Annotated in this window: 19 protein-coding genes and 1 tRNA gene; 4 read left to right on the top strand and 16 right to left on the bottom strand. The window is 62.1% G+C overall.

Annotated features, from left to right (window positions below; genetic code table 11):
* Positions 1-199: 199 nt before the first annotated feature.
* The 8 genes from I2D41_RS08235 to I2D41_RS08200 all read right to left on the bottom strand — a co-directional run bounded on the left by I2D41_RS08235 (position 200) and on the right by I2D41_RS08200 (position 9414).
* Complete coding sequence (locus tag I2D41_RS08235) at positions 200-541, bottom strand: 4Fe-4S dicluster domain-containing protein (protein ID WP_195364206.1); 342 nt, start codon at positions 539-541, stop codon at positions 200-202.
* Between the two features lie 7 nt (positions 542-548).
* Positions 549-1637, bottom strand: coding sequence for a hydrogenase large subunit (locus tag I2D41_RS08230; protein WP_195364205.1), 1089 nt, complete (start codon positions 1635-1637; stop codon positions 549-551).
* Positions 1638-1642: 5 nt separating this feature from the next.
* Positions 1643-2359 (bottom strand): NADH-quinone oxidoreductase subunit C, encoded by a 717-nt coding sequence (locus tag I2D41_RS08225; RefSeq protein WP_195364204.1) that lies wholly within the window; start codon positions 2357-2359, stop codon positions 1643-1645.
* A complete protein-coding gene (locus I2D41_RS08220; RefSeq protein ID WP_195364203.1) occupies positions 2359-2934 on the bottom strand; it encodes an NADH-quinone oxidoreductase subunit B family protein in 576 nt (191 codons plus the stop codon). Before I2D41_RS08220 ends, I2D41_RS08225 begins: the two co-directional genes overlap by 1 nt.
* Before the next feature lie 12 nt (positions 2935-2946).
* The gene (locus tag I2D41_RS08215) at positions 2947-5829 is read right to left on the bottom strand and encodes a proton-conducting transporter transmembrane domain-containing protein (RefSeq protein WP_195364202.1); all 2883 of its coding nucleotides are present in this window, start codon (positions 5827-5829) and stop codon (positions 2947-2949) included.
* A 180-nt stretch (positions 5830-6009) separates the two neighbouring features.
* Positions 6010-6405, bottom strand: a complete 396-nt coding sequence (locus I2D41_RS08210; protein WP_195364201.1) for a helix-turn-helix domain-containing protein — start codon at positions 6403-6405, stop codon at positions 6010-6012.
* A 449-nt stretch (positions 6406-6854) separates the two neighbouring features.
* On the bottom strand, positions 6855-8885 hold the full coding sequence (gene bilR / locus I2D41_RS08205; RefSeq protein WP_229042280.1) for a bilirubin reductase, long form: 2031 nt from the start codon (positions 8883-8885) through the stop codon (positions 6855-6857).
* Positions 8886-9337: 452 nt separating this feature from the next.
* Positions 9338-9414 (bottom strand) — tRNA-Met (locus I2D41_RS08200).
* Between the two features lie 196 nt (positions 9415-9610).
* Here I2D41_RS08200 and I2D41_RS08195 point away from each other — a divergent pair.
* Positions 9611-10384: a type III pantothenate kinase gene (locus I2D41_RS08195; protein WP_195364199.1), complete on the top strand. Its 774-nt coding sequence runs from the start codon at positions 9611-9613 to the stop codon at positions 10382-10384.
* A gap of 100 nt (positions 10385-10484) precedes the next feature.
* On the opposite strand, the gene I2D41_RS08190 is transcribed toward I2D41_RS08195, so the two are convergent.
* The 4 genes from I2D41_RS08190 to I2D41_RS08175 all read right to left on the bottom strand — a co-directional run bounded on the left by I2D41_RS08190 (position 10485) and on the right by I2D41_RS08175 (position 15214).
* Entirely contained in the window at positions 10485-11681 is a 1197-nt protein-coding gene (locus I2D41_RS08190; RefSeq protein WP_195364198.1) for an ATP-binding protein, read from the bottom strand.
* A gap of 252 nt (positions 11682-11933) precedes the next feature.
* A complete protein-coding gene (locus I2D41_RS08185; protein WP_195364197.1) occupies positions 11934-12635 on the bottom strand; it encodes a hypothetical protein in 702 nt (233 codons plus the stop codon).
* Entirely contained in the window at positions 12636-14366 is a 1731-nt protein-coding gene (gene folK / locus I2D41_RS08180; RefSeq protein ID WP_195364196.1) for a 2-amino-4-hydroxy-6-hydroxymethyldihydropteridine diphosphokinase, read from the bottom strand.
* 95 nt (positions 14367-14461) lie between these two features.
* The gene (locus I2D41_RS08175; RefSeq protein ID WP_195364195.1) at positions 14462-15214 is read right to left on the bottom strand and encodes an NAD-dependent protein deacylase; all 753 of its coding nucleotides are present in this window, start codon (positions 15212-15214) and stop codon (positions 14462-14464) included.
* 135 nt (positions 15215-15349) lie between these two features.
* Here I2D41_RS08175 and I2D41_RS08170 point away from each other — a divergent pair, with 135 nt between their 5' ends.
* Complete coding sequence (locus I2D41_RS08170; RefSeq protein WP_195364194.1) at positions 15350-16168, top strand: exodeoxyribonuclease III; 819 nt, start codon at positions 15350-15352, stop codon at positions 16166-16168.
* Positions 16169-16227: 59 nt separating this feature from the next.
* Here I2D41_RS08170 and I2D41_RS08165 read toward each other — a convergent pair whose 3' ends face one another.
* The 3 genes from I2D41_RS08165 to I2D41_RS08155 are packed head-to-tail and all read right to left on the bottom strand — an operon-like array spanning position 16228 to position 19476.
* Positions 16228-16941, bottom strand: coding sequence for a DUF6580 family putative transport protein (locus I2D41_RS08165; protein ID WP_195364193.1), 714 nt, complete (start codon positions 16939-16941; stop codon positions 16228-16230).
* A 4-nt stretch (positions 16942-16945) separates the two neighbouring features.
* Positions 16946-18589, bottom strand: coding sequence for an ABC transporter ATP-binding protein (locus I2D41_RS08160; protein ID WP_195364192.1), 1644 nt, complete (start codon positions 18587-18589; stop codon positions 16946-16948).
* The gene (locus I2D41_RS08155) at positions 18589-19476 is read right to left on the bottom strand and encodes an energy-coupling factor transporter transmembrane component T family protein (protein WP_271741685.1); all 888 of its coding nucleotides are present in this window, start codon (positions 19474-19476) and stop codon (positions 18589-18591) included. Before I2D41_RS08155 ends, I2D41_RS08160 begins: the two co-directional genes overlap by 1 nt.
* 196 nt (positions 19477-19672) lie before the next feature.
* Between I2D41_RS08155 and glmU the strand changes: the two genes are divergently transcribed.
* Together glmU and I2D41_RS08145 are read left to right on the top strand one after the other, a co-directional pair.
* Positions 19673-21085, top strand: a complete 1413-nt coding sequence (gene glmU, locus I2D41_RS08150) for a bifunctional UDP-N-acetylglucosamine diphosphorylase/glucosamine-1-phosphate N-acetyltransferase GlmU (protein ID WP_195364190.1) — start codon at positions 19673-19675, stop codon at positions 21083-21085.
* Between the two features lie 191 nt (positions 21086-21276).
* On the top strand, positions 21277-22263 hold the full coding sequence (locus I2D41_RS08145) for a ribose-phosphate diphosphokinase (RefSeq protein ID WP_195364189.1): 987 nt from the start codon (positions 21277-21279) through the stop codon (positions 22261-22263).
* A 31-nt stretch (positions 22264-22294) separates the two neighbouring features.
* Here the strand turns inward: I2D41_RS08145 and I2D41_RS10080 are convergent.
* Positions 22295-22477 (bottom strand): hypothetical protein (locus I2D41_RS10080; protein ID WP_229042279.1); only part of this gene is annotated, 183 nt, incomplete at its 5' end.

Here is a 22477-nt window from a genome sequence, read left to right as displayed (position 1 = left end):
AGAACGCTCCCGCAAACTGCCTCTTGACAACTTATAGGAGCGTCGGTTTTGTTTTTGCCAAATGTGGTGTGGTTGGAGATTGTCGATTCATCGTAGTAATCCGGCATAGTTTTGTTCGAGGCGGCCTAACCGCGCGTCTGTGCGCGGGGCCGGCGGGGCATTTTGCCCCGCCGGCCCCTGTTCCAGCTCTATTCCAGCGCTATTCCGGCTTGGTTTCTACCGTGGGCGTCTTGTCCGCCGCGACCGGGGTGCGCGCGGCATCCATAGTCAGGCAGTGCTTGGGGCAGCTTTCGATGCACTCACCGCACACCACGCAGGCATACGGGTCAATCGACCAGGTGCCGCCCTTACGATCGACCGCGAGCGCGCCCGCCGGGCAGCGACGTGCGCACATGCCGCAGCAGATGCATACGTCCATGTCATTGACGATATGCCCGCGCAAGCGCTCGGGCGCCGCCAGCTTCTCCTGCGGATAGCACACCGTGACCGGCTGCTTGACCATAGAGCCCAAGGCCGTCTTGGCAAATGTCAGCAAACTCATGCCGCGCCTACCTTTCCGTGCAGCTAATGCAGGGGTCGATGGTCAGGATAATCATGGGCACGTTTGCAATGAGCACGCCCTGCAGCGCATGCGTCAGACCCGCCAGATTTTGCGACGTCGGCGTGCGCACGCGGAAACGGTCCAAGTTCTTGGTGCCGTTGCCGCGCACATAGTAATACGCCTCGCCGCGCGGCTGCTCAATCACAACCTCGCCGCGTGCGCCGTCGGCCGGCGTGAGCTTGGTGCGCCCGCCGATCCCGTCGTGCGGAATCTTGCCCACAAGCTCCTTGATGATGTCCATGGCCTGCGTGACCTCGGCGCAACGCACCTGGCAGCGGGCATAGCAGTCGCCGTCGGTGGCAACGATGGGCTCAAACGCAGCCAGATCCGCATAGGCACCGTCGCCAAACATGCGCACGTCGTAGTCCACGCCCGAGGCGCGGCCGAACGGGCCGACCATCGACAGATCCAGCGCGTCCTTCTTGCTGATCACGCCCACGCCATGCAGGCGCTCGCCACAGCTGTCGTCATCCAAAAACGTATGCACCAGGGCCTCGTAGTCGGGGCGCATGGCATCGAGTGTCTGGACAATGCCCGCCAGCTCGGAATCCTCGATATCGTGCTTAAGGCCGCCGATCTCGTTGATCGACAGGATCACGCGGCCGCCGCAGGTGCTCTCAAAGATCTTGAGAATCTGCTCGCGCAGGGTCCACGAACGATAGAACAGCGCCTCGAAGCCAAAGGCATCGGCGAGCAGGCCCAGCCACAGCAGGTGCGAGTGGATGCGCGAAAGCTCGTGCAAAATGGTGCGGATATACTGCACGCGGCCGGGCACCTCGATGTCAAGCATGCGCTCGCAGGCGCTGGCATAGCCGCAGCTGTGACCCACGGCGCAAATGCCGCAGATGCGCTCGGCGATGTAGCCAAACTGATGCATATCGCGCTTTTCGGTGAGCTTCTCGAGTCCGCGGTGTACAAAGCCGATCTGCGGAATTGCCTCGATGACGCGGTCGTCCTCGATCACCAGGTCCAGATGAAGCGGCTCGGGCAGCACCGGGTGCTGCGGGCCAAACGGAATAACGGAGCGATGTGCCATGGACCTTACGCCTCCTTTTTCTGCTTGTCGCGGGCGGCCTTGGCGGCAAGCGCCGCGCGGACCTTGGCCGCTTTCTCGGGATCCATGGCGGCGAGCTTTGCCTCCATCTCGGCGGCCTTGAGCGCGGCCTTCGCAGCAGCCTCATCGTGCTGAGTATCGGAGCCGGCAGCCGCAGCGGGCTGAGCAGCGGCGCCCGCGGCATCGCCGGCGCCCGCAACGCCCTCCCCTGCAGCAGCCGCAGCCGCGGCGGCCTTCTCGGCCGCGGCCTTGCGCGCCTTGGCCTCGGCAGCCGCGCGGACCTTCATGGCCTTCTCGCGCGCAGCCTTCACCTCGGGCGTGATAACGCTCATGGGCTCGGCAGTCGAGACCTGGTAGAAAAAGCCCTTAAAGTCGATCTGCATATCGGTAATGGCAAGACCAAACAGGTCGTGGACCTCATTTTCAAACGGGAATACCGCCGGATAATACGAGCTGATGGACGGAATCTCCTGGTACCGGTCGATTCCCTCGACTACCAGGTTCTCAATCGCATAGCTGCCGTCCTGCGCAATATGCTCCTGAGCAGCACGAACGTTGATAAACGTATAGACCAAGCGATACGAGCCGTCGTCGACGTTGCGCTCGGCGTGCATTTGCACAAAGCGCGCGCCGACGCCCTTGAGCGCCTGGACATGCGACAGCAACTCATCGATCCCGACGGTGGTATAGATTGCCTCTTGCATTACTCGGCCTCCTTTGCAGCGGCGGGCGTGGCGGACTTCCCGGCGGCCGTGTCGCCGGCCCCCGCAGCTGCCACAAACCCGTCCTCGCCCAGCTCAACGCCACCGTCCCAGGTAGCGGCACCGCCCACGGTAAGCGGATCGCCGCCGGCGCGCATCACGGTCTCCTTCTGGTCCAGGATGCCGCACGCCTCCACGATGGCATCGATCACCGTCTCGGGGCGAATGGCGCACCCGGGCGCGTACACGTCCACGGGAATCGCGCGGTCCACGCCGCCGATCACGTTGTAGGCATCGCGGAACACACCGCCCGAGCACGCACAGACGCCGCAGGCCACCACGCACTTGGGCTCGAGCATCTGGTTGTAGATCTGGCGCACGACGGGCAGGTTCTGGGCATTGACAGAGCCCGTCACCAAAAAGATGTCCGCATGCTTGGGGTTGCCGGTATTGACCACGCCAAAGCGCTCCGCATCGAACAGTGGGGTAAGCGAGGCCAGCACCTCGATATCGCATCCGTTGCAGCTCGAGCCGTCGTAATGAATAACCCACGGCGAGCGCGACATTTTATGATCCATGGATGCCGCCTCCTAAATAAATACGTCGACAAGGATGGGCATAAGGTTGAGCAGGCCAAACACCAGCGCCACGCCCCAGCCGAGCTTAAAGCAGCTGCGCCAGGTACTGCGGGCGAAGGTGTTGTCGATCAGCACCTCGACAAAATACGTCGCGGCCATGACGACCAGGGCGACCACCCAGCTCACCGGGTTGTCCCAAACAAAGAACATGCCCACCCACATCAAAAACAGCACGGTCTCGCACCAGTGCATAAGGGTCATCTTGGCCAGCGTGCTGCCGCTCATCTCGGTGGCGACGCCCTGGACAATCTCCTGATGCGCGTGATGCGAGTACGAAAGGTCAAACGGCGACTTGCGCAGCTTGATGGTAAGCACCGCGAGCAGCGCAAGGAAAATGGGCGCGCTGTACACGATGATGGGGGCCGACTGCCCCGTCACAGCAATGGAATCGAAGCTGTCGGTGGCAAGATACAGGCCCACGCTCATCAGCAGAACAGCGGGCTCGTAACTCATAACCTGCAACAGCTCGCGGTCGGCGCCGACCTGGGCAAACGGGCTTTGCGTCGAGGCGGACGCCAGCACCACAAAGATCGCGGCGAGCGTCACCATAAAAGCGCACAGCAGCGTGTTGGAGCCCGACACAAAGATGCCGCCGCCCACGACGGTAAAGATGAGCGCGCACGCCATATAGGTATCGTCCATGGTGTTTACGCTGGCAGGGGCTTTGCGCAGCAGCTTGGCAACGTCGTAGAAAGGCTGGAGCAGGCACGGACCCACGCGGCCCTGCATACGGGCCGAAAGTTTGCGGTCAACGCCGTCGATCAGGCCACCAACCAAAGGCGCCAGCAGGGCAAACACCACGGTACCAATAAATATGCCCACGACGCCCGAACCTTCGAAATACTTGCCGCGCAGCACCGAGGGCGCGCTCATGGCAAGTCTCTCGGGTCCAATCCACGCGCAACACAGCAGCGCAAACAAGATAATGCTGCAGCACACGACGCTGCCCGCGGGGCCAATACGCTTCTCGCCAAGGGCGTCCTCCGAGTACCAATTGCGCTTTTCGGCCTTCACCTCGTGTCCCATCGAGCCGCGGAAATGGCGATATTTGTCGGTTCCCACACCCGAAAGGTACACGTTGACGTGCGGCTTGTTGCTCACGCGGAATGAAGTCAGCAGCACCACGGCGATAAAAGCCACGATAACCACCATCAGATACATGGAGTCCTTGCCAATAACGTATGGCACGCGGCCAAACACCATGGCCAAGTAAGGCGACACCAGGCCGCTCGAGATGAGCGGGAACGCCACGCAGCAAAGAATCAGCAGCGCGGCGATGGTGTTGAGGGCCATCCATTCGGTCTTATGGACATTGACCTCAACGTTTTGAGCCGTGGGGTCGACGCCCGAAAGCTTGGCCAGCCACTTACCCCAGAAGAAGAACGTTGCGGCCGAGCCAAAGGCAAGCACCATGATCATGAGCACGTTGCCGGTCTGCGCGAACGCCACCAGGGCGCCCCACTTGGACACGAGCATGCCAAACGGCGCCACGAACATGCCCATGATGCCCAGCATCATCAGACGCGTCAGGTGCGGCATGCGGCTGAACATACCGTCCATATCCTCGATGTTGCGGCTGCCGATATGGTGCTCGGCCGTGCCCACGCACAGGAACAGCAGCGACTTGGCCACCGTATGGAACAGGATTAGGAAGATGGCCGCCCATACGGCCTCGGGTGCGCCGACACCCAAGCAGGCACTGATGAGGCCCAAGTTGGAAATGGTGGAGTACGCGAGCACGCGTTTGGCGTTGCTCTGCGAGATGGCCATGAGGGCAGCGAGCAAAAACGTGATGGCACCCACACTCGTGACCATAAAGCCGGTCACGGGATAGATGGCATAGAGCGGGCTCAGCTTGACCATCAGGAACACGCCGGCTTTGACCATGGTTGACGAGTGCAGCAGGGCGCTCGTGGGCGTGGGGGCAACCATGGCACCCAACAGCCAAGTGTGGAACGGCATCTGTGCGGCCTTGGTGAGCGCGGCGAGCGACAACAGGATGACCGGCATCACCAGCAGCGCGGACTGCGCGGTTCCGGCGCCGGAAAGCTCAATCATGCCCGAGATGGTCAGCGGCATGCCGTTAACGTGCAGGTACATGAGTCCGGCCAAAAACGCGATGCCGCCCAGCATGTTGAGGATGATCTGGTTAAAGGCGTTCTTGATGGCCTCGGGCGTACGCGTATAGCCAATCATGAGGAACGAACACACGGTGGTGATTTCCCAGCCACAGAACAGCCACTCAAGGTTGTCGCTCGTCACGATGACGAACATGGCCGAGAGGAACAGGAACATAAGCGCCAGGAACTGCGGGCGACGGTCGGGCGCGGTCTGCCCGTGCAGCGCGGCCTCGTGCTCATCGTGCGCTTGGAAATCCTTCATGTAGCCCAGGGCATACACGCAGATGAGGCTGCCGACGATGCCGACGGCGAGCACCATGATCACGCTCATGTAGTCCAGGTAGAGCGGCGTTGCCGTGACGGCTTCGGCCGCGGGCAACGTCATGGCTGCAAAGGCGAGCGAACCCACCAGCTGGACTATGCCGAGCACCGTGGTGAGCGCGTTCCTATATTTGTACGCGTTGTACAGGATGACGGCGCACAGGATGACGTCGATGACGGAGCTGATGATCGAGAGCACATGTGAGGTGCCGGGGGCAACCTCAAAGCTCTGCGGGCCCGTGCCAAAAAACATGACGGCGACTACAACTGTCACCGCCATAATAATGCCGGAACCTATGAGCCCCACCGCATCGCGGGCGCGGTCACCGCGCGCGAGCAGCATGCCCAGCGCCGGTACCAGCGGAAACAGGGTAAGGTAATACAGTAGCGTCATACCATCACTCCCCCATGCAAAAACGCTGCAATTGTTTAACGTTATAGCTCAATTGATGAGTAGCGGCAGCGGGTTTTCGGTCAACTGGGGAGTTTTAGGCGTACGGAGTAAGGGCACGTCCGCTTTGGAGCAGAGAGGCGGCAAGAAAAATGCGCCCCTGTGGGCGCACCATCCCGTTTGCTATTCTGCCTTTTTAACGCGCGGCTTGCGACCGCGCGGCTTATCGACCAGTGCGGCCTCACCGCTCTCGCGGTACTGACGGCACCAAGCCTTGACCGAAGACTCGCTGGGAATCTTGTGCTTGATCATGGCCTCGCGAACCGTCAAGCCGTTTTCCAGACGGTCCTTAACCACAGCGAGCTTGACGTCGTACGAATAGGTATGATGATGCGAACCGGCGTTGAGAACGGCGTCGACACCGCCCACGGCATACGCGCGGGCCCACTGACGAGCCGTGGCCTGGGGAATGCCAAGCTCCGCGGCGAGAGCGCGATGACCGACCCCCTCTTGGAGGATCTCGACGGCGCGCTGCCTAACCTCGGGCGCATGCGTGCGAGTCCTAGTTGCTTCCGACATACCTGCCACTTCTTAGCCTTAGCCGTTAATCTGCTTTCTTACGTGCAAGTTAGATAATAGCATTTTACTGTTTGCTCAAAGCAGTTAATTAAAATAGACGCGGCGTTATCTGGGCATTTGGCACCAAATTACGACATTTCTTTATCGATTATTTACGCTGGTAGCTGACTCGCAGCTAATCGTCATTCGCTTGTCAACAAAATTGGCATCTCTTTATGTCCTTTGGTATAGAGGATATAGTTATTAACCCCTCCCCCAATATTTTTGAGTGATCTGCAAGGCAGTAGACGTCCTCACTCCTCATGATTACCGCGCATTGCCATCCACCGGAGCAAAACAAAAAGGGCGGGACCTGCTGCGCTTGCAGGCCCCGCACCGGTTGGCACCCGACGGGACACAGCCGGGCGAAACGGATCCGTGCTACCGTCCCGCCTGGCCGCGATGTTCAACTACAGCTCGTTGGCCGCGTGATACGCCGTGCGAATGGCGCTCGCAATGTCGGCGGTGCGCTCACCCGAGCAGTCGCCCACGCAGGTCACGGGCACCGTCACGCCGTCCAGGTCAAACGCGTTGGCCTTGGAGCCCACGGCCATCACCACGTAATCGCAGGCGATCTTCACCGGCTCCTCGGCGCCGTCCTCGATGGTGCGAATGGCCTCCACACCCTCGTCGGTAATGGCGGTCAGGCGGGTCTTCACGTGCTGCTCCACGTTGTGCTCGGCAAAGTCGCTCATGATCAGCGGCAGAATGGTCTCGGACTCGCCCGCGGCAATCTTGTCGAGCATCTCCACGATCGCCACCTCGCAGCCGTGCTGCAGCAGGTACTCGGCAGTCTCGGTGCCCACCAGGCCGCCGCCAATGACGGCGACGCGGCCGCTGAGCTCCACCTTGCCGGCCAGCACGTCCCAGCTCGAGACGACCTTCTCCGAATCGGCACCCGGAACGGGGATGACCACGTCGTGTGCGCCCACGGCCACAATCGCAGCGTCGGCGGCGTTGAGGTCCTCAGCGGTAGCGGCATGGTTGAGCTCGACCTTCACGCCCAGGCCGGGCAGAATCTTCTCGTAGTACTCGACCGAGCGCATGATCTCGTCCTTGCGCGGAGGCGCGGCCGCCAGCACAATCTGGCCGCCCAGATGATCGCTCGCCTCGTAGACGGTCACGTCGTAGCCGCGCTTGGCCGCCACGCGCGCGGCCTCCAGACCGGCGATGCCGCCGCCCACCACGGCGATCTTCTTGTCGCCCTCGCCCGGCTTAATGGCGATGGTTGCCTCATCGCCGTTCTCGGCATTGAGCACGCACGAGATGTACTTGCGGTTTTGAATCGCATCGACGCAGCCCTTGTTGCAGTTGAGGCACTCGCGGATGGGCTCACCCGTGGCGGCCTTCAGCGCAATGTCGGGGTCGCACATGAGCGAGCGGCCATAGGCGATGATGTCGGCCGCGCCGTCTTCCAGAATCTTCTCGCCGGCCTCAACCGAGACAACGCGGCCGACGGTTGCCACCGGCACGGAGACCAGGGCCTTGACGCGCTCGGCCACGGGCAGCGTCCAGTTGTAGGGCATGGCGCCCATGGGCGGAATGGTGTCGCCCATGTTGCCGGTGTGGTTGGCCTGTGCGACCTGAATCATATCGATGCCCGCACCCTCGAGCAGCTTGGCGAACTCGCAGGCCTCGTCGGGCTGCAGGCCACCCTTGCCGCGCGGCGTGCCGTCGGGGTTCTCCATGATCACGGGGAGCTTGTACTCCACCATCAGCTGCGGCGCGGCCTCCTTAATGGCGGCGACGACCTCCAGCGCGTAGCGAACGCGGTTCTCGAACGAACCACCGTACTCGTCGGTGCGCTGGTTGAGGATGGCCGAGCACAGCGAACCCACCAGGCGGTCGCCGTGGACCTCGATAGCGTCGATCCCGGCCTGCTGTGCGCGAGCGGCCGAGGCAGCGATGGCCTCCTTGATCTGGGTGAGCTGCTCTACGCTCGCCTCGTTCACAAAGTGCTGCATGTCGTGATGCAGCTTGGCGTAGGCCTGGTTGCGGATCTCGTTGGACTCGGCCATCTTGGCGGCAAAGGTCTCCTCGTCGCCGGCGGCCTTGGCCTCCTGCGCGGCCTTGGCGGCGGCCATGGATCCCATGACCATGCGGCCGACACCGGGCACATCGTACTCGGGGTGGAACAGCTGCAGCGCGACCTTGGCGCCGTGCTTGTGGACGGCGTCGGCCAGCGCCTTAAACGTGGGGATCTGGGCGTCGGTTGCCAGCTTGGGCGTGGGGCTTGCGGTCATGACGGGAGCGACGTCGCCGATGACGATGTAGCTCACGCCGCCACGGGCCAAGCGCTCGTAAAAAGCCAGGCTGCGCTCGCCGATGGAACCGTCACGCTCCTCGTAGCCGGTGGTCAGCGGCGGAAACATAATGCGGTTCTTGAGCTCAAGGGGGCCAACCGTAATGGGCTGGAGCAGCTTGGATGCAGGTGCGGTCATGGACATTCCTCTCTTGTAGGCGCGGCGGCGATGTTGCCGCGTAGTTGTCTAGAGGATATGGCATAGGGGTACAGCGGCGCAACGGAAATCGGCGGACAGCAGGTAGCGGCAGGTGGATGGGGATGGGTGGGGCGGCCCTTCGGTTTGTCTCAATCTGTAACAGTTACGCGGCAAAACTGGGTCTTACTGTTACAGATCGAGACAAACCAAACCCGCCTGCTAGAAAATCTCAATCTATAACAACAACTCGGCAAAATCCGTCCCTCGTGTTACAGATTTAGACAAACCGTCCAGGCGGGGACTCAACATCTCAATCTGTAACACCTAGCCGCCCAAATCGGGTCTAGATGTTACAGATCGAGATTTTGTTTGAGAGGCTGAGAATTGGACCGAAAACACGGTCCCGGAATAACAAAAAAGCTCGCCGGCTAGGCCGACGAGCTGCAAGTTCTTGGTCGCGGGGGCAGGATTTGAACCTACGACCTCCGGGTTATGAGCCCGGCGAGCTACCAGACTGCTCCACCCCGCAATGTCTGGGCGCCTCATGTGCGCAAGAAAGAATATTACATGGGAGTTCGGTAAACGGCAAGGAAAATCTCGTAGAGCATAATTCCTTCATATTTAAACCCCTCAGCCCCTATCACCGTAAACGAATCGCAGCCGAGCGCCGTCGGCGGCGCGTATACAATGGTGCGCGTCCTTTTATGCCAACACTGGGAGTAGACATGCTGCTCGCTATCGATATGGGAAACACGCAGACGGCCATGGGCCTGTTTGACGGAGACGAGCTGGTGCAGTCGTGGCGCATGCCCACCGACCGCTCCTATACCGCCGACGAGATCCATGTGCGCCTGATGGGTTTCTTTAAGATGTACGGCCTTTCGCTCGACGCGGTCGACGCGATCGCCTTTGCGGGCGTGGTGCCGCAGCTCTCGCGCGAATGGCACGCCGTGGCCGACCGCATTGCCGCAGACGCCATCGTCATTGGGCCGCAGACGGCCGCGGTGACCAAGCTGCGCGCGGCGCGTCCCCAAGCCGTAGGCGCCGATCGCGTCGCCAACGCCGTTGCGGCCGAAACTTTCTACGGCGCGCCGGCAATCGTGGTGGACTTTGGCACCGCGACCAATATCGACGTTATCGACGAGGACGGTTATTACATTGGTGGAGCGATTGCGCCGGGCATCCGCATTTCGATGGACGCGCTCGCCGCCCGAGCCGCCAAGCTCGCCAGCGTTCCGCTCGAGGCGCCCGAGCACGCCATCGGCCGCGATACCGAGGAGTGCATCAAGGTCGGCGCCGTGATGGGCGCCGCCGCCATGGCCGAGGGCTTGGTCGCGCGCATGAAGCGCGAGCTGGGCCGCGAGGACGCCACCGTTATCGCCACGGGCGGTCTCGCCGGCATCGTCGCCGATTCGACCGATGCCTTCGACGTGGTCGACGGACAGCTCACCATCAAGGGTATCTGCGAAATCTACCGCCGCATGCAGGAGCAGGGGTAAGGCGGGGTTTAAGTCGAGCGCGAGCGGCGAACTAGGCAACGCATCGGTCCTATTCCTCAAAATCGAAATTTTTTCGTTTTTGAGGAATAGGATTTTTTTGCTAAGCCTCGCCGCACAACCACCTCGCCAGGTCCACGATCTGCACCCCATCGCGATCCGTGGCCTCGTGATGCGTGCGGGCAAGAATCATCTTGGGATACGCATCGCCAATGCTCAGCAGTGGCGAAATCTCGCGTTCAAACGTCTTATCCGAGCTGATGTCGTCGCTCACCTGAATGTAGAGCTTCTCGCTTCGCTTGATTGCTACAAAGTCTATTTCCTTTTTATAGAGCACACCGACGTATACCTCGTATCCGCGGCGCAGCAGCTCGATGGCCACCATGTTCTCGTATACGCGTCCCCAATCCATATCACGTGTACCAAGCAGTGCGTATTTGAACGCGTGGTCTGCCAGGTAATACTTCTCGCCGCTCTTAAGGTATTTTTTGCCGCGAATGTCGTACCGACGAACTTTATAGAAGGCAAACGCATCGCACAGGTACCCCATGTACGTGCCGACCGTCTTGTTCGTAATCTTTAGCCCATCCGCATTCAAAACATCTGTAATGTTGCGTGCCGACGTTATGTTGGAGACGTTGTCCATCATGTAATCGGCAATGCGCAGCAGTGCCGATTCGTTTCTCACGTTATGCCGCTGCACGATATCCCTCACGATGAGCGTTTTGAAGACATTGGAGAGATATTGGTAGCGCTGCTCCTGCAGTGGATAAGGGTAAGAGCCGGACATACCGCCGGTTCTCGCGTACTCATCGAAGTCGCGATCGACCTCGCCCTCGTCACTATAGAAGCGATACTCCTCAAACGAGAATGGGAAAACCTCGATCTCGAACGTGCGCCCCGTAAAGAGCGTCGACAGATCACTCGACAGCAAAAAGGCGTTCGATCCGGTGATGAAGATGTCGTACTGCTCGGATGCATGGAGGCTGTTGATCGCGCGTTCAAAGCCGTCGCACATCTGAACCTCGTCGATAAGCAGGAAGTTTTGCTTGTCGGACACTCGATGCTCTTTCACATAGGCGAGCAGGGCATGATATTCGAGCAGGCCCTCGAACTCGTCGAGGTTGTAATTGATATGGATGACATTCGAATTGGACAGATTTGCCTCCACGTAATCGCGGAGGGCCTCGAGCAATTTTGACTTACCGCTACGGCGAATGCCCGTTATGACCTTGATGTCCGGTACGCCAATAAGGCTCGTCAACGTGTCCATATATGACGTTCTATTGATGAGTTTCATTGGTGCCTCCCTGCGGTCTTCTATCGCTATTCCTCAAAAACGAAAATTTTTCAGTTTTGAGGAATAGGCTCTGCAACGAATATACCTCGTTAAAGGCCGAGCTGGCTTAATTCTATTCCTCAAAATCGAAAGATTTTCAGTTTTGAGGAATAGGGTGCTGACAACCCATTCCCCAGATAGGCGAAACCCTCCCCGGCACAGGCCGAGGAGGGTCTTGTTGTCATGTCTATCTTTGGGCGCGAACGCCCCGCGCTACAGCCCGCGAATGCGCACGGCCTCGGGCGGAAACTCCTGCTCGCCGGCATCGGTCTTAATGGTCGCGCGACCCCAGATGTCCAGGCCCGCAAACACACCGACCGCAAGCGGCAAACCGTTGGGCGACACCGCCGCGACCTGACGACCCAGCAGTGGCACCATGTCAAAGTACTCGCCCAGCACCGGAGCCAGCGGGCCGGCAGCGCCCTGTGGTGTGTTGGCGGCAACCGCCCAGGTGTCCACGCGGACCAGCAAGGCGGCGGCCAATGCCTCGACCAGCGCCTCATCTGCCATATCCATGCCAAGCTCACCCAGCGCCGCACGCTCAATATCAACCGTCACCGCGGCAAACATGCCCGCAGCACCGGCACCGCCGTTCACGGCAACACGCGCGAGCGACGTCTCAAACGCAGGCGCACCGCACACGATATCGCTCGGCCACTGGATACCCACCTTACCGGCAAGGCCCAGGACCGGCGCCGAAGCCGTGCCCACGAGCGCGTCCATCATGCCCATCGCCGCCACAAACGGCAGGCCGTGGAAGGCATGCATATTCACATCGGGGCGCACAACCAGCGAAAACGTCAGCGAAGCCTCGCCCACGCTCCAAGCGCACCAACCCGCGGACGCACCCTCGCGACCCGCGTCGCGCGCGGCATCGAGCTCGGTACCAGCGGCTACAGCATTCATCTCAATCATCTACATACGCCCCAATTCGCCCACGATATGCCCCACACGGTCCTCGGGCTCCTTGACCTCGACGCCGTTGTAGCGGAAGAACCGCGCCGGATCGTGCATCAGATCCTCGAGCGGCACCAGCACAAAGTCGCGCTCGCCGATCAGCGGATGCGGCAGGCGCAGCTTTTTGCCGCCGTGGGTCTCGCCGTCCATCCACAGCAGATCCAGGTCGATGGTGCGCGGGCCGTTGGCCTTGGCCTTTTTGGAGCGGTCGCGGCCCAGCTCGGCCTCGATCTTCATGAGCTCGTCGAGCAGCACCAACGGCGCCAACTCGGTCTTGATCTCGATGACGGCGTTGGCAAACGCGTCCTGGCGTGTCTCGTAGGCCGGCTCGCTCTCGTAGATCTTGGAGGAGTTGGACACGCAGGTGAGTGGAATCTCGGCGATCATGTCGCGTGCGGCGCGGATGTTGTCGCAGCGATGCCCCAGGTTAGAGCCCACGGCCACAAACGCGCGGCGCGGCTGCGGCTTGGCAACCGCCCAGTAGCCGTTCAGGAACTGCGCAAAACCCGCGGCGTCGTGCACGCGCACGATGTTGGCACCGGCCTGGATGGCGCCCAGGCACACGCCAAACGTAGCGGCATCGCGCTCGGCGGCCTCGGTCACGCCCGAGACGGCGCCCACAAAGCGCTTGCGCGATACAGCGCACATGAGCGGATAGCCCAGTGACGCCATCTTGGCAGTCTCGCGCTGGATGACGATGTCCTCGTTGGCCGTCTTGCCAAAGCCAGGACCGGGATCGATGCAGATGCGGTCGCGCGACACGCCGGCGTGGATGAGCGCGCGAGCCTGGTCGGACAGAAAGCCCATGACGCGGCGCATGATGGGCGCCGAATCGGGCAGGGTGAAGCGGCGGAGCTGCGAGGTGGGCACGTAGGCTTCCTCGCGGCGGGCGCTGCGGCGCATCATGGCGGCCAGGTGGTCATTGGGCTCCGATGCGGCCTCGGTGGCTGCGGGCGCGGGCGCGACGGTCTCGGCGGCAGCAGCCTGCTCGGCGGCGGGCGCCTCCTGCTCGCTTGCGGGCTCAGACGTGGGCTCCGGTTCACCAAACGGCAACGAGGGCTGCACCACGCCGCCCGGAAGCTTGGCCTCCGGCTTAGGCTCGCCCAGCAACTTGCCGCGACGGCGGCGAGCCGGCTTCTCGGCCTCACGCGCGGCCTCGGCAGCCGCCTCGCGCGCCTTCTCGGCAACAAACGCCGCTGCCGAGGTATCGAGCTGCACCGTTGCGTGCGTGCGGGTAGGCGCGACGACCTCGCCGGCATGCATCACGATGACGCCGCAGGTGCTCGTCTTAACAAACTCGACCATCTTGGGGTCGGTGAAGCCGGTCACGTCGTTGACGATCGAGGCGCCGCAGCGCACGGCCGCCTTGGCAACCGCCACATGACGGGTGTCGATCGAGACGATGGCGCCCTCCTTGGCCAGCGCGCGCACCACGGACAGCACGCGGCGAGCCTCCTCGTCGGGATTGACCGGGGTAAAACCGGGGCGCGTGGACTCGCCGCCCACGTCGATGATGTCGGCGCCGGCGTCGAGCATCGCCAGACCATACTCGATGGCGGCATCCGGGTCGAAGTGCTCCCCGCCGTCGCCAAACGAATCGGGCGTCACGTTGAGGACGCCCATGATGCGCGGACGGTCAAAGCTGAGCTCGTACTTTCCGCACCGCCATGTCTTGCTGTCGTTCGCCATGAACATCCTCCTAAAATGCCCACGCCGCCGAGCTTGGGGAGCTGGCGGCGGGGTCGCTTTGCACTCAGTCTTTCTATTGTATCCGCGCACACGGGCTAGAACGCAAACGCGGCCGCGATGTCGCAAGAAATCAGCAGGTCGGCATTTGCATCCTGATCGGTGGGAGCAAGGTTGCATATGGCCAGCGTATCGCCGGTAAAGTAGCGTGTAAGGCCCGCCGCCGGATACACCACGAGCGAGGTCCCGCCTACAATGAGGGCATCGGCCGCGGCGATGGTGGCAACGGCACCGGTCAACACATGCTCGTCGAGCGGCTCTTCGTAGAGCACCACATCGGGCTTGATGCGACCACCGCACGCGGGGCACACGGGCACGCCCGCGGCGTCCTCGTGCTCGCGCGAGCAAATCCACTCGGCGCTATAGACCGCTCCGCACGACGGGCAAATGTTGCGATGGACCGATCCGTGCAACTCAAACACGCGCTGCGAGCCCGCCATCTGATGCAAGCCGTCGATGTTTTGCGTCACCACGGCACCAAGCTTGCCGACGCGCTCCAGCTCGGCCAGCTTGGTGTGGCAGCGGTTGGGCTTAGCGTTAAGCGCGATCATCTTGGTTCGGTAAAAGTCGAAGAACTCGGCCGGATGTGTCTCGTAAAAGCTGTGCGACAGCATGGTCTCGGGCGGATAGGAAAAATGCTGGTGATACAGGCCGTCCACGCTGCGAAAATCGGGAATGCCGCTTGCCGTGGAAACACCAGCGCCGCCAAAGAACACCACGCGCTCGTGGGTATTGAACAGCTCCGCCAGCGCGGCGGAGGCCTGCCTGGGGTCCGATATTGCCTGCGTCATATGAGTCCTCCGTCCTTGTTAGTCGGGCAGCGTTGGGCGACGTCCCAGCATGCGGCCTTTAAGTCAGCATGCGCGGAGCCCGCCCCGCCCCTGTTGCGCTAATCTTAAGCCTGCCAACCCCGTCGAAAGGACACCATGCCTCAGACTTACACTTTCGCCTCGTGGAACGTCAACGGCCTGCGCGCCGTGTTAAAAAAGGACCCGAGCTTTATCCAGATCGCGCAAGAACTCGACGTCGATATCCTGGCGCTGCAAGAGACCAAGCTGCAAGAAGGCCAGGTCGATATTGACCTGCCCGGCTATCACCAAACCTGGAGCTACGCCGAACGCAAAGGCTATTCGGGCACTGCGGTCTTTAGCCGCCAGGAACCGCTGCGCGTATTGCGCGCCGACGCGCTGCTGCCTTATGCCGGCGAGGGCGAGGCGGCCGAGCTCGTCGCCCAAGCCGCAACCGAGGGCCGCGTCTGCACGCTCGAGTTCGACAAGTTTTGGTTTGTGGATGTCTACACGCCCAACGCCCAAAATGAGCTCGCGCGCATCGATGTGCGCATGGCCTGGGACGATGCCTATCGCGGCTTTTTGGGCGCGCTTGAACGCGAAACCGGCAAGCCCGTCGTAACCTGCGGCGACTTTAACGTGGCGCACGAGGAAATCGACCTTAAGAACCCCAAGTCCAACCGCGGCAACGCCGGCTTTTCGGACGAGGAACGCGGTAAATTTACCGAGCTGCTCAACGCCGGGTTTACCGACACCTGGCGCGCGGCCAATCCGGACGTCGAGGGCGTCTACAGCTGGTGGAGCTACCGCTTTAATGCCCGCAAGAACAACGCAGGCTGGCGCATCGACTACTTTCTGGTAAGCAACGCCATCGCCGGCGCCGTGCGCGGCGCGGGCATCCGCGGCGACATTTTCGGCAGCGACCACTGCCCCGTCACTCTCACCCTGGAGCTCTAACCCCGCCTGACCCCCGGGACAGAAGCAAGCAGGCCATTCCTGCCACAGCGCATCCTCCTCTACAGCCCGTATTTCACGACCACGCGGTTGATGCGGCGGCACCAGGGTTTGTACAGGGCGGCCAAAAACACGCAGGTCGCCAGGCCATGCGTGATGTCGAACGGCACCGCCGTAACCAGACGCGCCACGGCGCCCGCCCAGGTGAGCGGCTGCACAAAACCGACGATGTCATACGCGTTGATCACCACGCCATACAGCAGGGCCGAGGCAAAGCCGTACGCAAGTAACACCGGCATGCGCACGGTTCCATCCGCACGGTCGAACGCACCGGCGTGCGCCAGGACACCGCCGACATAGCCAACGAGCCCCCAGGCATACATCTGCCACGGCGTCCACATGCCCTGTCCAAAAAAGAAATTGCTGGTCAGCGCTGCCAACGCGCCAACCATAAAACCATTGCGGCGACCAAGCGTCGCCCCCGCGATAATGGCGATAGCGCTCACCGGTTTAAAGTCGGGAATGGGCCCAAACAGGATGCGCCCCGCCGCCGCCAGCGCCGCCAGCACCAGCGTGGGCATAATCTGGCGCAAACCCGGACGAGATGCCTCGTAACCCGCAAAGAACAGCGCGAGCACCAGCGCCACCACGACCAGCATGGCAAGTGCCGCCTGCTCAACGCCCGCTAGCAACGCCGCAGCCATCACCGCTGGCACCGCCAGCAGCAACGGGATCTCCAGTTTTGTAAGCAGGCGCGCGACGCGATAATCCGTCATCCCATCACGCCCTATAAAACACGTTGTCGGCAAAGAAGTCGGCCGGCGGCTCCATGCAGGCGATCTCACCGTCAAACATCATGGCAATGTCATCGGCAACCTGCTCGGCAAAATCCAGATCGTGCGTGGCCATAATGACGGTGCCGCCAGCCTTCGCATGGTCACGCAGGGCGCGGGCGATGATGCGGCGGCTCTCCAAGTCCAAGCCCTTCGTGGGCTCGTCAAGCAGCAGCAGCTCGGGGCCGATCAGCAGCAGCTTTGCCAGTGCGAGCAGCTGGCGCTGTCCGCCCGAGAGGTCGTAGGGGTGGCGCGTCTCCAGGCCGTCCAATCCCAGTTGCGCCGCACGCTCCCGCGCCAAGTTCTCGTCATATCCGCAGGTCGAAGCCCATTCTATCAGCTCATCGCGAACCGTCTCGGCAACCAGCAATGCTTTGGGATTCTGAGGCAGCAGCGCCGCCGAGGCCGCCCCGCGCACCATGCGGCCGCGCTGCAGCTTGGCGGTCTTCGCCAGCACCGAAAGCATTGTCGACTTGCCGCAGCCGTTACCGCCCGCAACCGCATGCACCGCGCCAGCCGAAAACGACGCATCGAGCCCGCGCAGCACCCAACCGCCCGCGCGATCGTAGCGAAACCAGCTCCCTGCCAGGGTGGTAGCCGACCCAGCGTGCATTTTTTGGAGTATTCTGCTTCCATCCGTGCGCGGGAAGGCTTCCGAGCCGTTCTCGAGCGACGTTTGCGCCACAAATTCAGACGATTTGTCCAATTCCGAACTTTTTTTCGCGCTCGATACGTCCCCGGGCGGCTCCAGAGAGCCCAAATTGTCCTCACGCCTGCTGAATACTCCTTTATTTGCACATCGGATGGCACCCCACCCCAACATGTCATCGGACAACAGCGATTCTCGGCGTCCCAAAGAAGCCATATCCGCCACCTCGCGCACGCGACCGTCCTCAATCCGGTACGCACACGTCGCGTATTCGAGCATTGGGCGCGGCTGATGCGTCGCCACAACAACCGTGCAGCCCAGCTCGCGATTCACGCGAAACAGCGCATGCAGAAAACTCTTCTCGGCAACGGGGTCGAGCTGAGACGTGGGCTCATCGAGCAGCAGCACGCGCGGGCGGAGCGCCAACACGGCGGCCAACGACAGCAGCTGCTTGCGACCACCCGAAAGCGTATCGGTATCGCGGTGGAGCCAATCCTCCAGCCCAAAGAAATAGCTGGTCTCAGCTACGCGACGGCGCATCTCATCACGCGCTAGCCCCAAGTTTTCCAGGCCAAACGCCATCTCGTGCCACACGGTCTCGCACACGATCTGGTTCTCGGGATCCTGGAACACATAGCCCACGCGCTCCGCCGATTCCCGCACATCCATGTCGGCGACGTTCTCGCCCAGCACGCGCAGTTCGCCAGTGCGCTCGCCCGCCGGAGCGATCTCGGGTTTGAGCAGCGACAGCAGCGTCGACTTACCCGATCCGGTACCGCCAACAAGCAGCGCAAACGCACCTTGGGAAACACGCCAATCAAGCCCCTCGAGCACCGGTGCCTCGGCCCCGGGATAGGCAAAACTAAGGCCCCGCACCTCAATCGCAGGCACATCGGAGCCGCACGCCCCGCCCGTTACCGAGCAGCTATCCAACCGAGCCATCAGCCAAACCTCTTCTCATCAATCGCGTGCAACGCGCAAGGCAGCACCATCCAGGCAGCGTACACGACATAGCCCGGCCACGGCGCCGGCACCGAGAGCTGCGGATAAAACGAATACTGCGTCGTCGCGGTCCACGCCACCGCCACCGCGGCAGCACCAAACAGCGCAAGCCCAACCAGCGCGGCAACGTCGCTGCGCCCCAGCCGATACCGCGCATACGTCGTACGACGCGTCGCGGCGCCCCACCCGCGCGAGCGCATCGCGTCCGCGCGCTCCAACGAATCTTCCATGCCCCAGCCCATCAATGCACTCGATGCCCGCAGGCGCGAGCGCACGGGGTCGGCCGGCGCGCGGCCCGGCACATCAATCGCATCCTGCACCGCCAGCACCGTACGGCCGCGGCGCAAAAACTGCGGGATAAGCCTCATGCACATCGAGATCATGAGCGCGATCACCGGTGCGGCGTTACCCAAAAGCGCGAGCACCTTGTCGTATTCGAGCATCGACGCCGCGGCCTCAAACCACAGCACGCTCGCCACAAACAGCTCGCCCATGCACAGGCCGTATACCATGCTCTCCAGATACACCGCGCGCATGCCAATACGGAACAGCTCCGTCGAGCCCGAGGCACTAAACAGTGGATTGACCAGCGCGATAATCAAAATCACCGGCAGCTGCCAGCGAAGTGCGCCCAGCGTGCGGGCAGCCCCACGCGTCGCAAATCCATACGCCAACCCGCCCGCAAGTGACAGCGCAATCAGCACCGGCTGCATCGAGAACATGGTGAGCCCCAGCGTCAGCACTATGTAGAGCGCCGGCACAGCTGGATGCGACATCGAGAATGCCGCGACGGGCTCGCCGCCAAACTCCTCTCGTATGTTGTCCACGGGCACCCCCGTCCCCTCGCTCAAACGACAGCTCCGCAGCACCGCCGCCATGCACGGCCAGCGCAAACGCCACGCCGGCGGCGCAAGCCTCAACCGCCGCAATCCAATCGTTACGCGCTCAACATATGCCTGCGGTATCATATTGCGCCGTGTATCGTTTCCAAGCACACGTCTCTATAACGTAACAGGAGATCACATGGACGCAACCGCAATTATCCTCGCTGCCGGCGAGGGCACCCGCATGAAGTCGAACCACTGCAAGGTTTCGCACAAGATCCTGGGTAAGCCCATGGTCCAGTGGATCGTCGACGCTACCATCAAGGCCGGCTGCAGCCGCGTCGTGGTCGTCATCGGCAGCCACGCCGACGAGATGCGCGCCCTTATCGACGGCACCTACGCCAACAGCGCCACCAAGGTCGAGTGCGTCGAGCAGACCGAGCGCCTGGGCACCGGCCACGCCGTGAAGGTCGCGCTCGAGGCCTGCGGCATCACGCAAGGCCCCGTCGTCGTGCTCAACGGCGACTTGCCGCTCATCACCGCCGACACCGTCGCCAAGTTCGCGCAGACCGTCGCCACCGGCGAACTCGCCTGCACCGTCATGACCATGACCCCGCCTGATCCCTTCGGCTACGGCCGCATCAAGCTGGGCGCCGATGGTCAGATCGAGCGCATCATCGAGCAGAAGGACTGCACGCCCGAGCAGGCCGCCACGCTGCTCGAGTGCAACGCCGGCTGCTACGCCTTCGACGGCGCGCAGCTCGCCGCCCACATCAACGAGATCGGCAACGACAACGCGCAGTCCGAGTACTACCTGCCCGACATGCTCGAGATCCTCAAAGGCCACGCCCAGGCCGTCTCCATCTTCCACTGCGACGACTACCGCGACGGCCTGGGCGTCAACAGCCGCATTCAGCTCGCGCAGCTCACCGCCATCGCGCGCGACCGCATCAACGAGCACTGGATGGCCGAGGGCGTCACGTTCATCGACCCCACGCAGGCCTGGATCGGCCCCGACGCCACCATCGGCCGCGACACCGTCGTGTGGCCGCAGACGCACCTGATCGGCCACGTCACCGTGGGCGAGGAGTGCCAGCTCGGCCCCAACAGCCGCCTCACCGACACCACCGTCGGCAGCGGCTGCACCATCGATGAAACCATCGCCGTCGAGGCCGTCATCGAGAACGGCGTCGACTGCGGCCCGCGCGCCTACCTGCGCCCGGGCACCCACATGCTCGACGGTTCCAAGGCCGGCACGCACGTGGAGATCAAGAAGTCCACAATCGGCGAGGGCTCCAAGGTGCCGCACCTGTCCTACATCGGCGATACCACCATGGGCTCCGGCGTCAACGTGGGCGCGGGCTCCATCACCTGCAACTACGATGGCGTACACAAGCACAAGACCGTCATCGGCAAGGATGCCTTCATCGGCTCCGACACCATGATGGTCGCGCCCGCCCAGATTGGCGACGGCGCGCTCGTGGCCGCCGGCTCCGTCATCACCGAGCCGGTCCCGGCAGACGCACTTGGCCTGGGTCGTGCCCGCCAGGTAAATATTGAGGGCTGGGCCGCCGATTATCGCCGCCGTCTGCACGAGGACGACGAGGTATAACGTTTTACCAAGCATCTAAGGAGCTGTTCCCATGGGGGCGGCTCTTTTTTCTATCGTGACCTGCGCGACAGGATGAGTGGTCGGTTCGTGTCCGTTGACGGTAAAGACGTTATCAAGACCCGATTAACCCCGTCGCGCGGTTACAATGCAACAAGGCATCTATATGGCATTCGATATAAAGGAGAAGGGTAATGCCGATTAATGATCCCGAGAAGTCGGAGAATATGCGCAAGTCCATCCGCGTGTATTCCGGTTCCTCCAACCGTCCCCTCGCTCAGAAGATCGCTGAGTACCTTGGGGTCGAGCTTTCGGGCCTTACGCTAAAGCAGTTCGCCAACGGTGAGATTTACGCCCGCTACGACGAGACCGTCCGCGGCGCCGACGTCTTCCTGATTCAGTCCGTGGCCGGCGGCAACGTCAATGACATGCTCATGGAGCTGCTCATCGCCACCGACGCTGCCAAGCGCGCATCCGCCCGCTCCATCACCGCCGTTATCACCCACTACGGCTATGCCCGCCAGGACCGCAAGGCCGGCCCGCGCGAGCCCATCACCGCCCGCCTCGTCGCCAACCTGCTCGAGCGCGCCGGCGTCAACCGCATCATCACCCTCGACCTGCACCAGGGCCAGATTCAGGGCTTCTTCGATATCCCGGTTAACCACCTGTCCGCGCTGCCGCTGTTTGGCCAGTACTACAACGACATGCACTTCGACACCGACAACCTGGTTGTCGTCTCCCCCGATGTGGGCCGCGCCAAGGCCGCCAAGAAGCTGTCCGACATGCTCGGCTGCGACCTGGCCATCGCCCACAAGGGCCGTCCGCGCCACAACGCCGCCGAGGTCATGGGCATCATCGGTGACATCAAGGGCAAGACCTGCATCATCAACGACGACATGATCGACACCGCTGGCACCCTGTGCGCCAACGTCAAGGAGCTCAAGGCCATGGGCGCCGGCGACATCTACGTGTGCGCCACCCACGGCATCTTCTCCGGCCCGGCCATCGAGCGTCTGAACGACGCCCCCATCGTCGAGTGCGTCGTCACCGACGCCATCCCCGTCGAGGCCGGTGGCAAGATCAAGACCATCTCGGTCGCCGAGGAGTTCGCCCAGGCCATCTCCGCCGTTTACCACGAGGAGCCCGTCTCCACGCTCGTCGGCGGCGACTTCGCGCTGTAATCCAGCGTGCATCTCATCATCTTTGGTGTTTTTAAAGGGTCGGAAGCTCGCTTCCGACCCTTTTTCTACCCCTCGACAACCTTCCCTGGACAATTAGTTCAGATACGTATTTTTTTAAAGCTCCAAAGGCCGTTCTGAGCCTTCTGAGCTCCCCGGCGAAGGTAGCGCGCAGAGATGTGGTGTAAGAGGCGGGGCATGCCCCGCCTCTTCTCTT

Source organism: Collinsella aerofaciens (assembly GCF_015552075.1).
GTDB classification, from domain to species: domain Bacteria; phylum Actinomycetota; class Coriobacteriia; order Coriobacteriales; family Coriobacteriaceae; genus Collinsella; species Collinsella aerofaciens_Y.
The sequence above is the reverse complement of the archived record's forward strand: the minus strand, read 5'-3'. Positions and strand labels throughout refer to the sequence as shown.

Coding starts and splice junctions, on each gene's coding strand:
- I2D41_RS08235 (WP_195364206.1), bottom strand. CDS start 541: ATGAGTTTGCTGACATTTGCCAAGACGGCCTTGGGCTCTATGGTCAAG.
- I2D41_RS08230 (WP_195364205.1), bottom strand. CDS start 1,637: ATGGCACATCGCTCCGTTATTCCGTTTGGCCCGCAGCACCCGGTGCTG.
- I2D41_RS08225 (WP_195364204.1), bottom strand. CDS start 2,359: ATGCAAGAGGCAATCTATACCACCGTCGGGATCGATGAGTTGCTGTCG.
- I2D41_RS08220 (WP_195364203.1), bottom strand. CDS start 2,934: ATGGATCATAAAATGTCGCGCTCGCCGTGGGTTATTCATTACGACGGC.
- I2D41_RS08215 (WP_195364202.1), bottom strand. CDS start 5,829: ATGACGCTACTGTATTACCTTACCCTGTTTCCGCTGGTACCGGCGCTG.
- I2D41_RS08210 (WP_195364201.1), bottom strand. CDS start 6,405: ATGTCGGAAGCAACTAGGACTCGCACGCATGCGCCCGAGGTTAGGCAG.
- bilR (WP_229042280.1), bottom strand. CDS start 8,885: ATGACCGCACCTGCATCCAAGCTGCTCCAGCCCATTACGGTTGGCCCC.
- I2D41_RS08195 (WP_195364199.1), top strand. CDS start 9,611: ATGCTGCTCGCTATCGATATGGGAAACACGCAGACGGCCATGGGCCTG.
- I2D41_RS08190 (WP_195364198.1), bottom strand. CDS start 11,681: ATGAAACTCATCAATAGAACGTCATATATGGACACGTTGACGAGCCTT.
- I2D41_RS08185 (WP_195364197.1), bottom strand. CDS start 12,635: ATGATTGAGATGAATGCTGTAGCCGCTGGTACCGAGCTCGATGCCGCG.
- folK (WP_195364196.1), bottom strand. CDS start 14,366: ATGGCGAACGACAGCAAGACATGGCGGTGCGGAAAGTACGAGCTCAGC.
- I2D41_RS08175 (WP_195364195.1), bottom strand. CDS start 15,214: ATGACGCAGGCAATATCGGACCCCAGGCAGGCCTCCGCCGCGCTGGCG.
- I2D41_RS08170 (WP_195364194.1), top strand. CDS start 15,350: ATGCCTCAGACTTACACTTTCGCCTCGTGGAACGTCAACGGCCTGCGC.
- I2D41_RS08165 (WP_195364193.1), bottom strand. CDS start 16,941: ATGACGGATTATCGCGTCGCGCGCCTGCTTACAAAACTGGAGATCCCG.
- I2D41_RS08160 (WP_195364192.1), bottom strand. CDS start 18,589: ATGGCTCGGTTGGATAGCTGCTCGGTAACGGGCGGGGCGTGCGGCTCC.
- glmU (WP_195364190.1), top strand. CDS start 19,673: ATGGACGCAACCGCAATTATCCTCGCTGCCGGCGAGGGCACCCGCATG.
- I2D41_RS08145 (WP_195364189.1), top strand. CDS start 21,277: ATGCCGATTAATGATCCCGAGAAGTCGGAGAATATGCGCAAGTCCATC.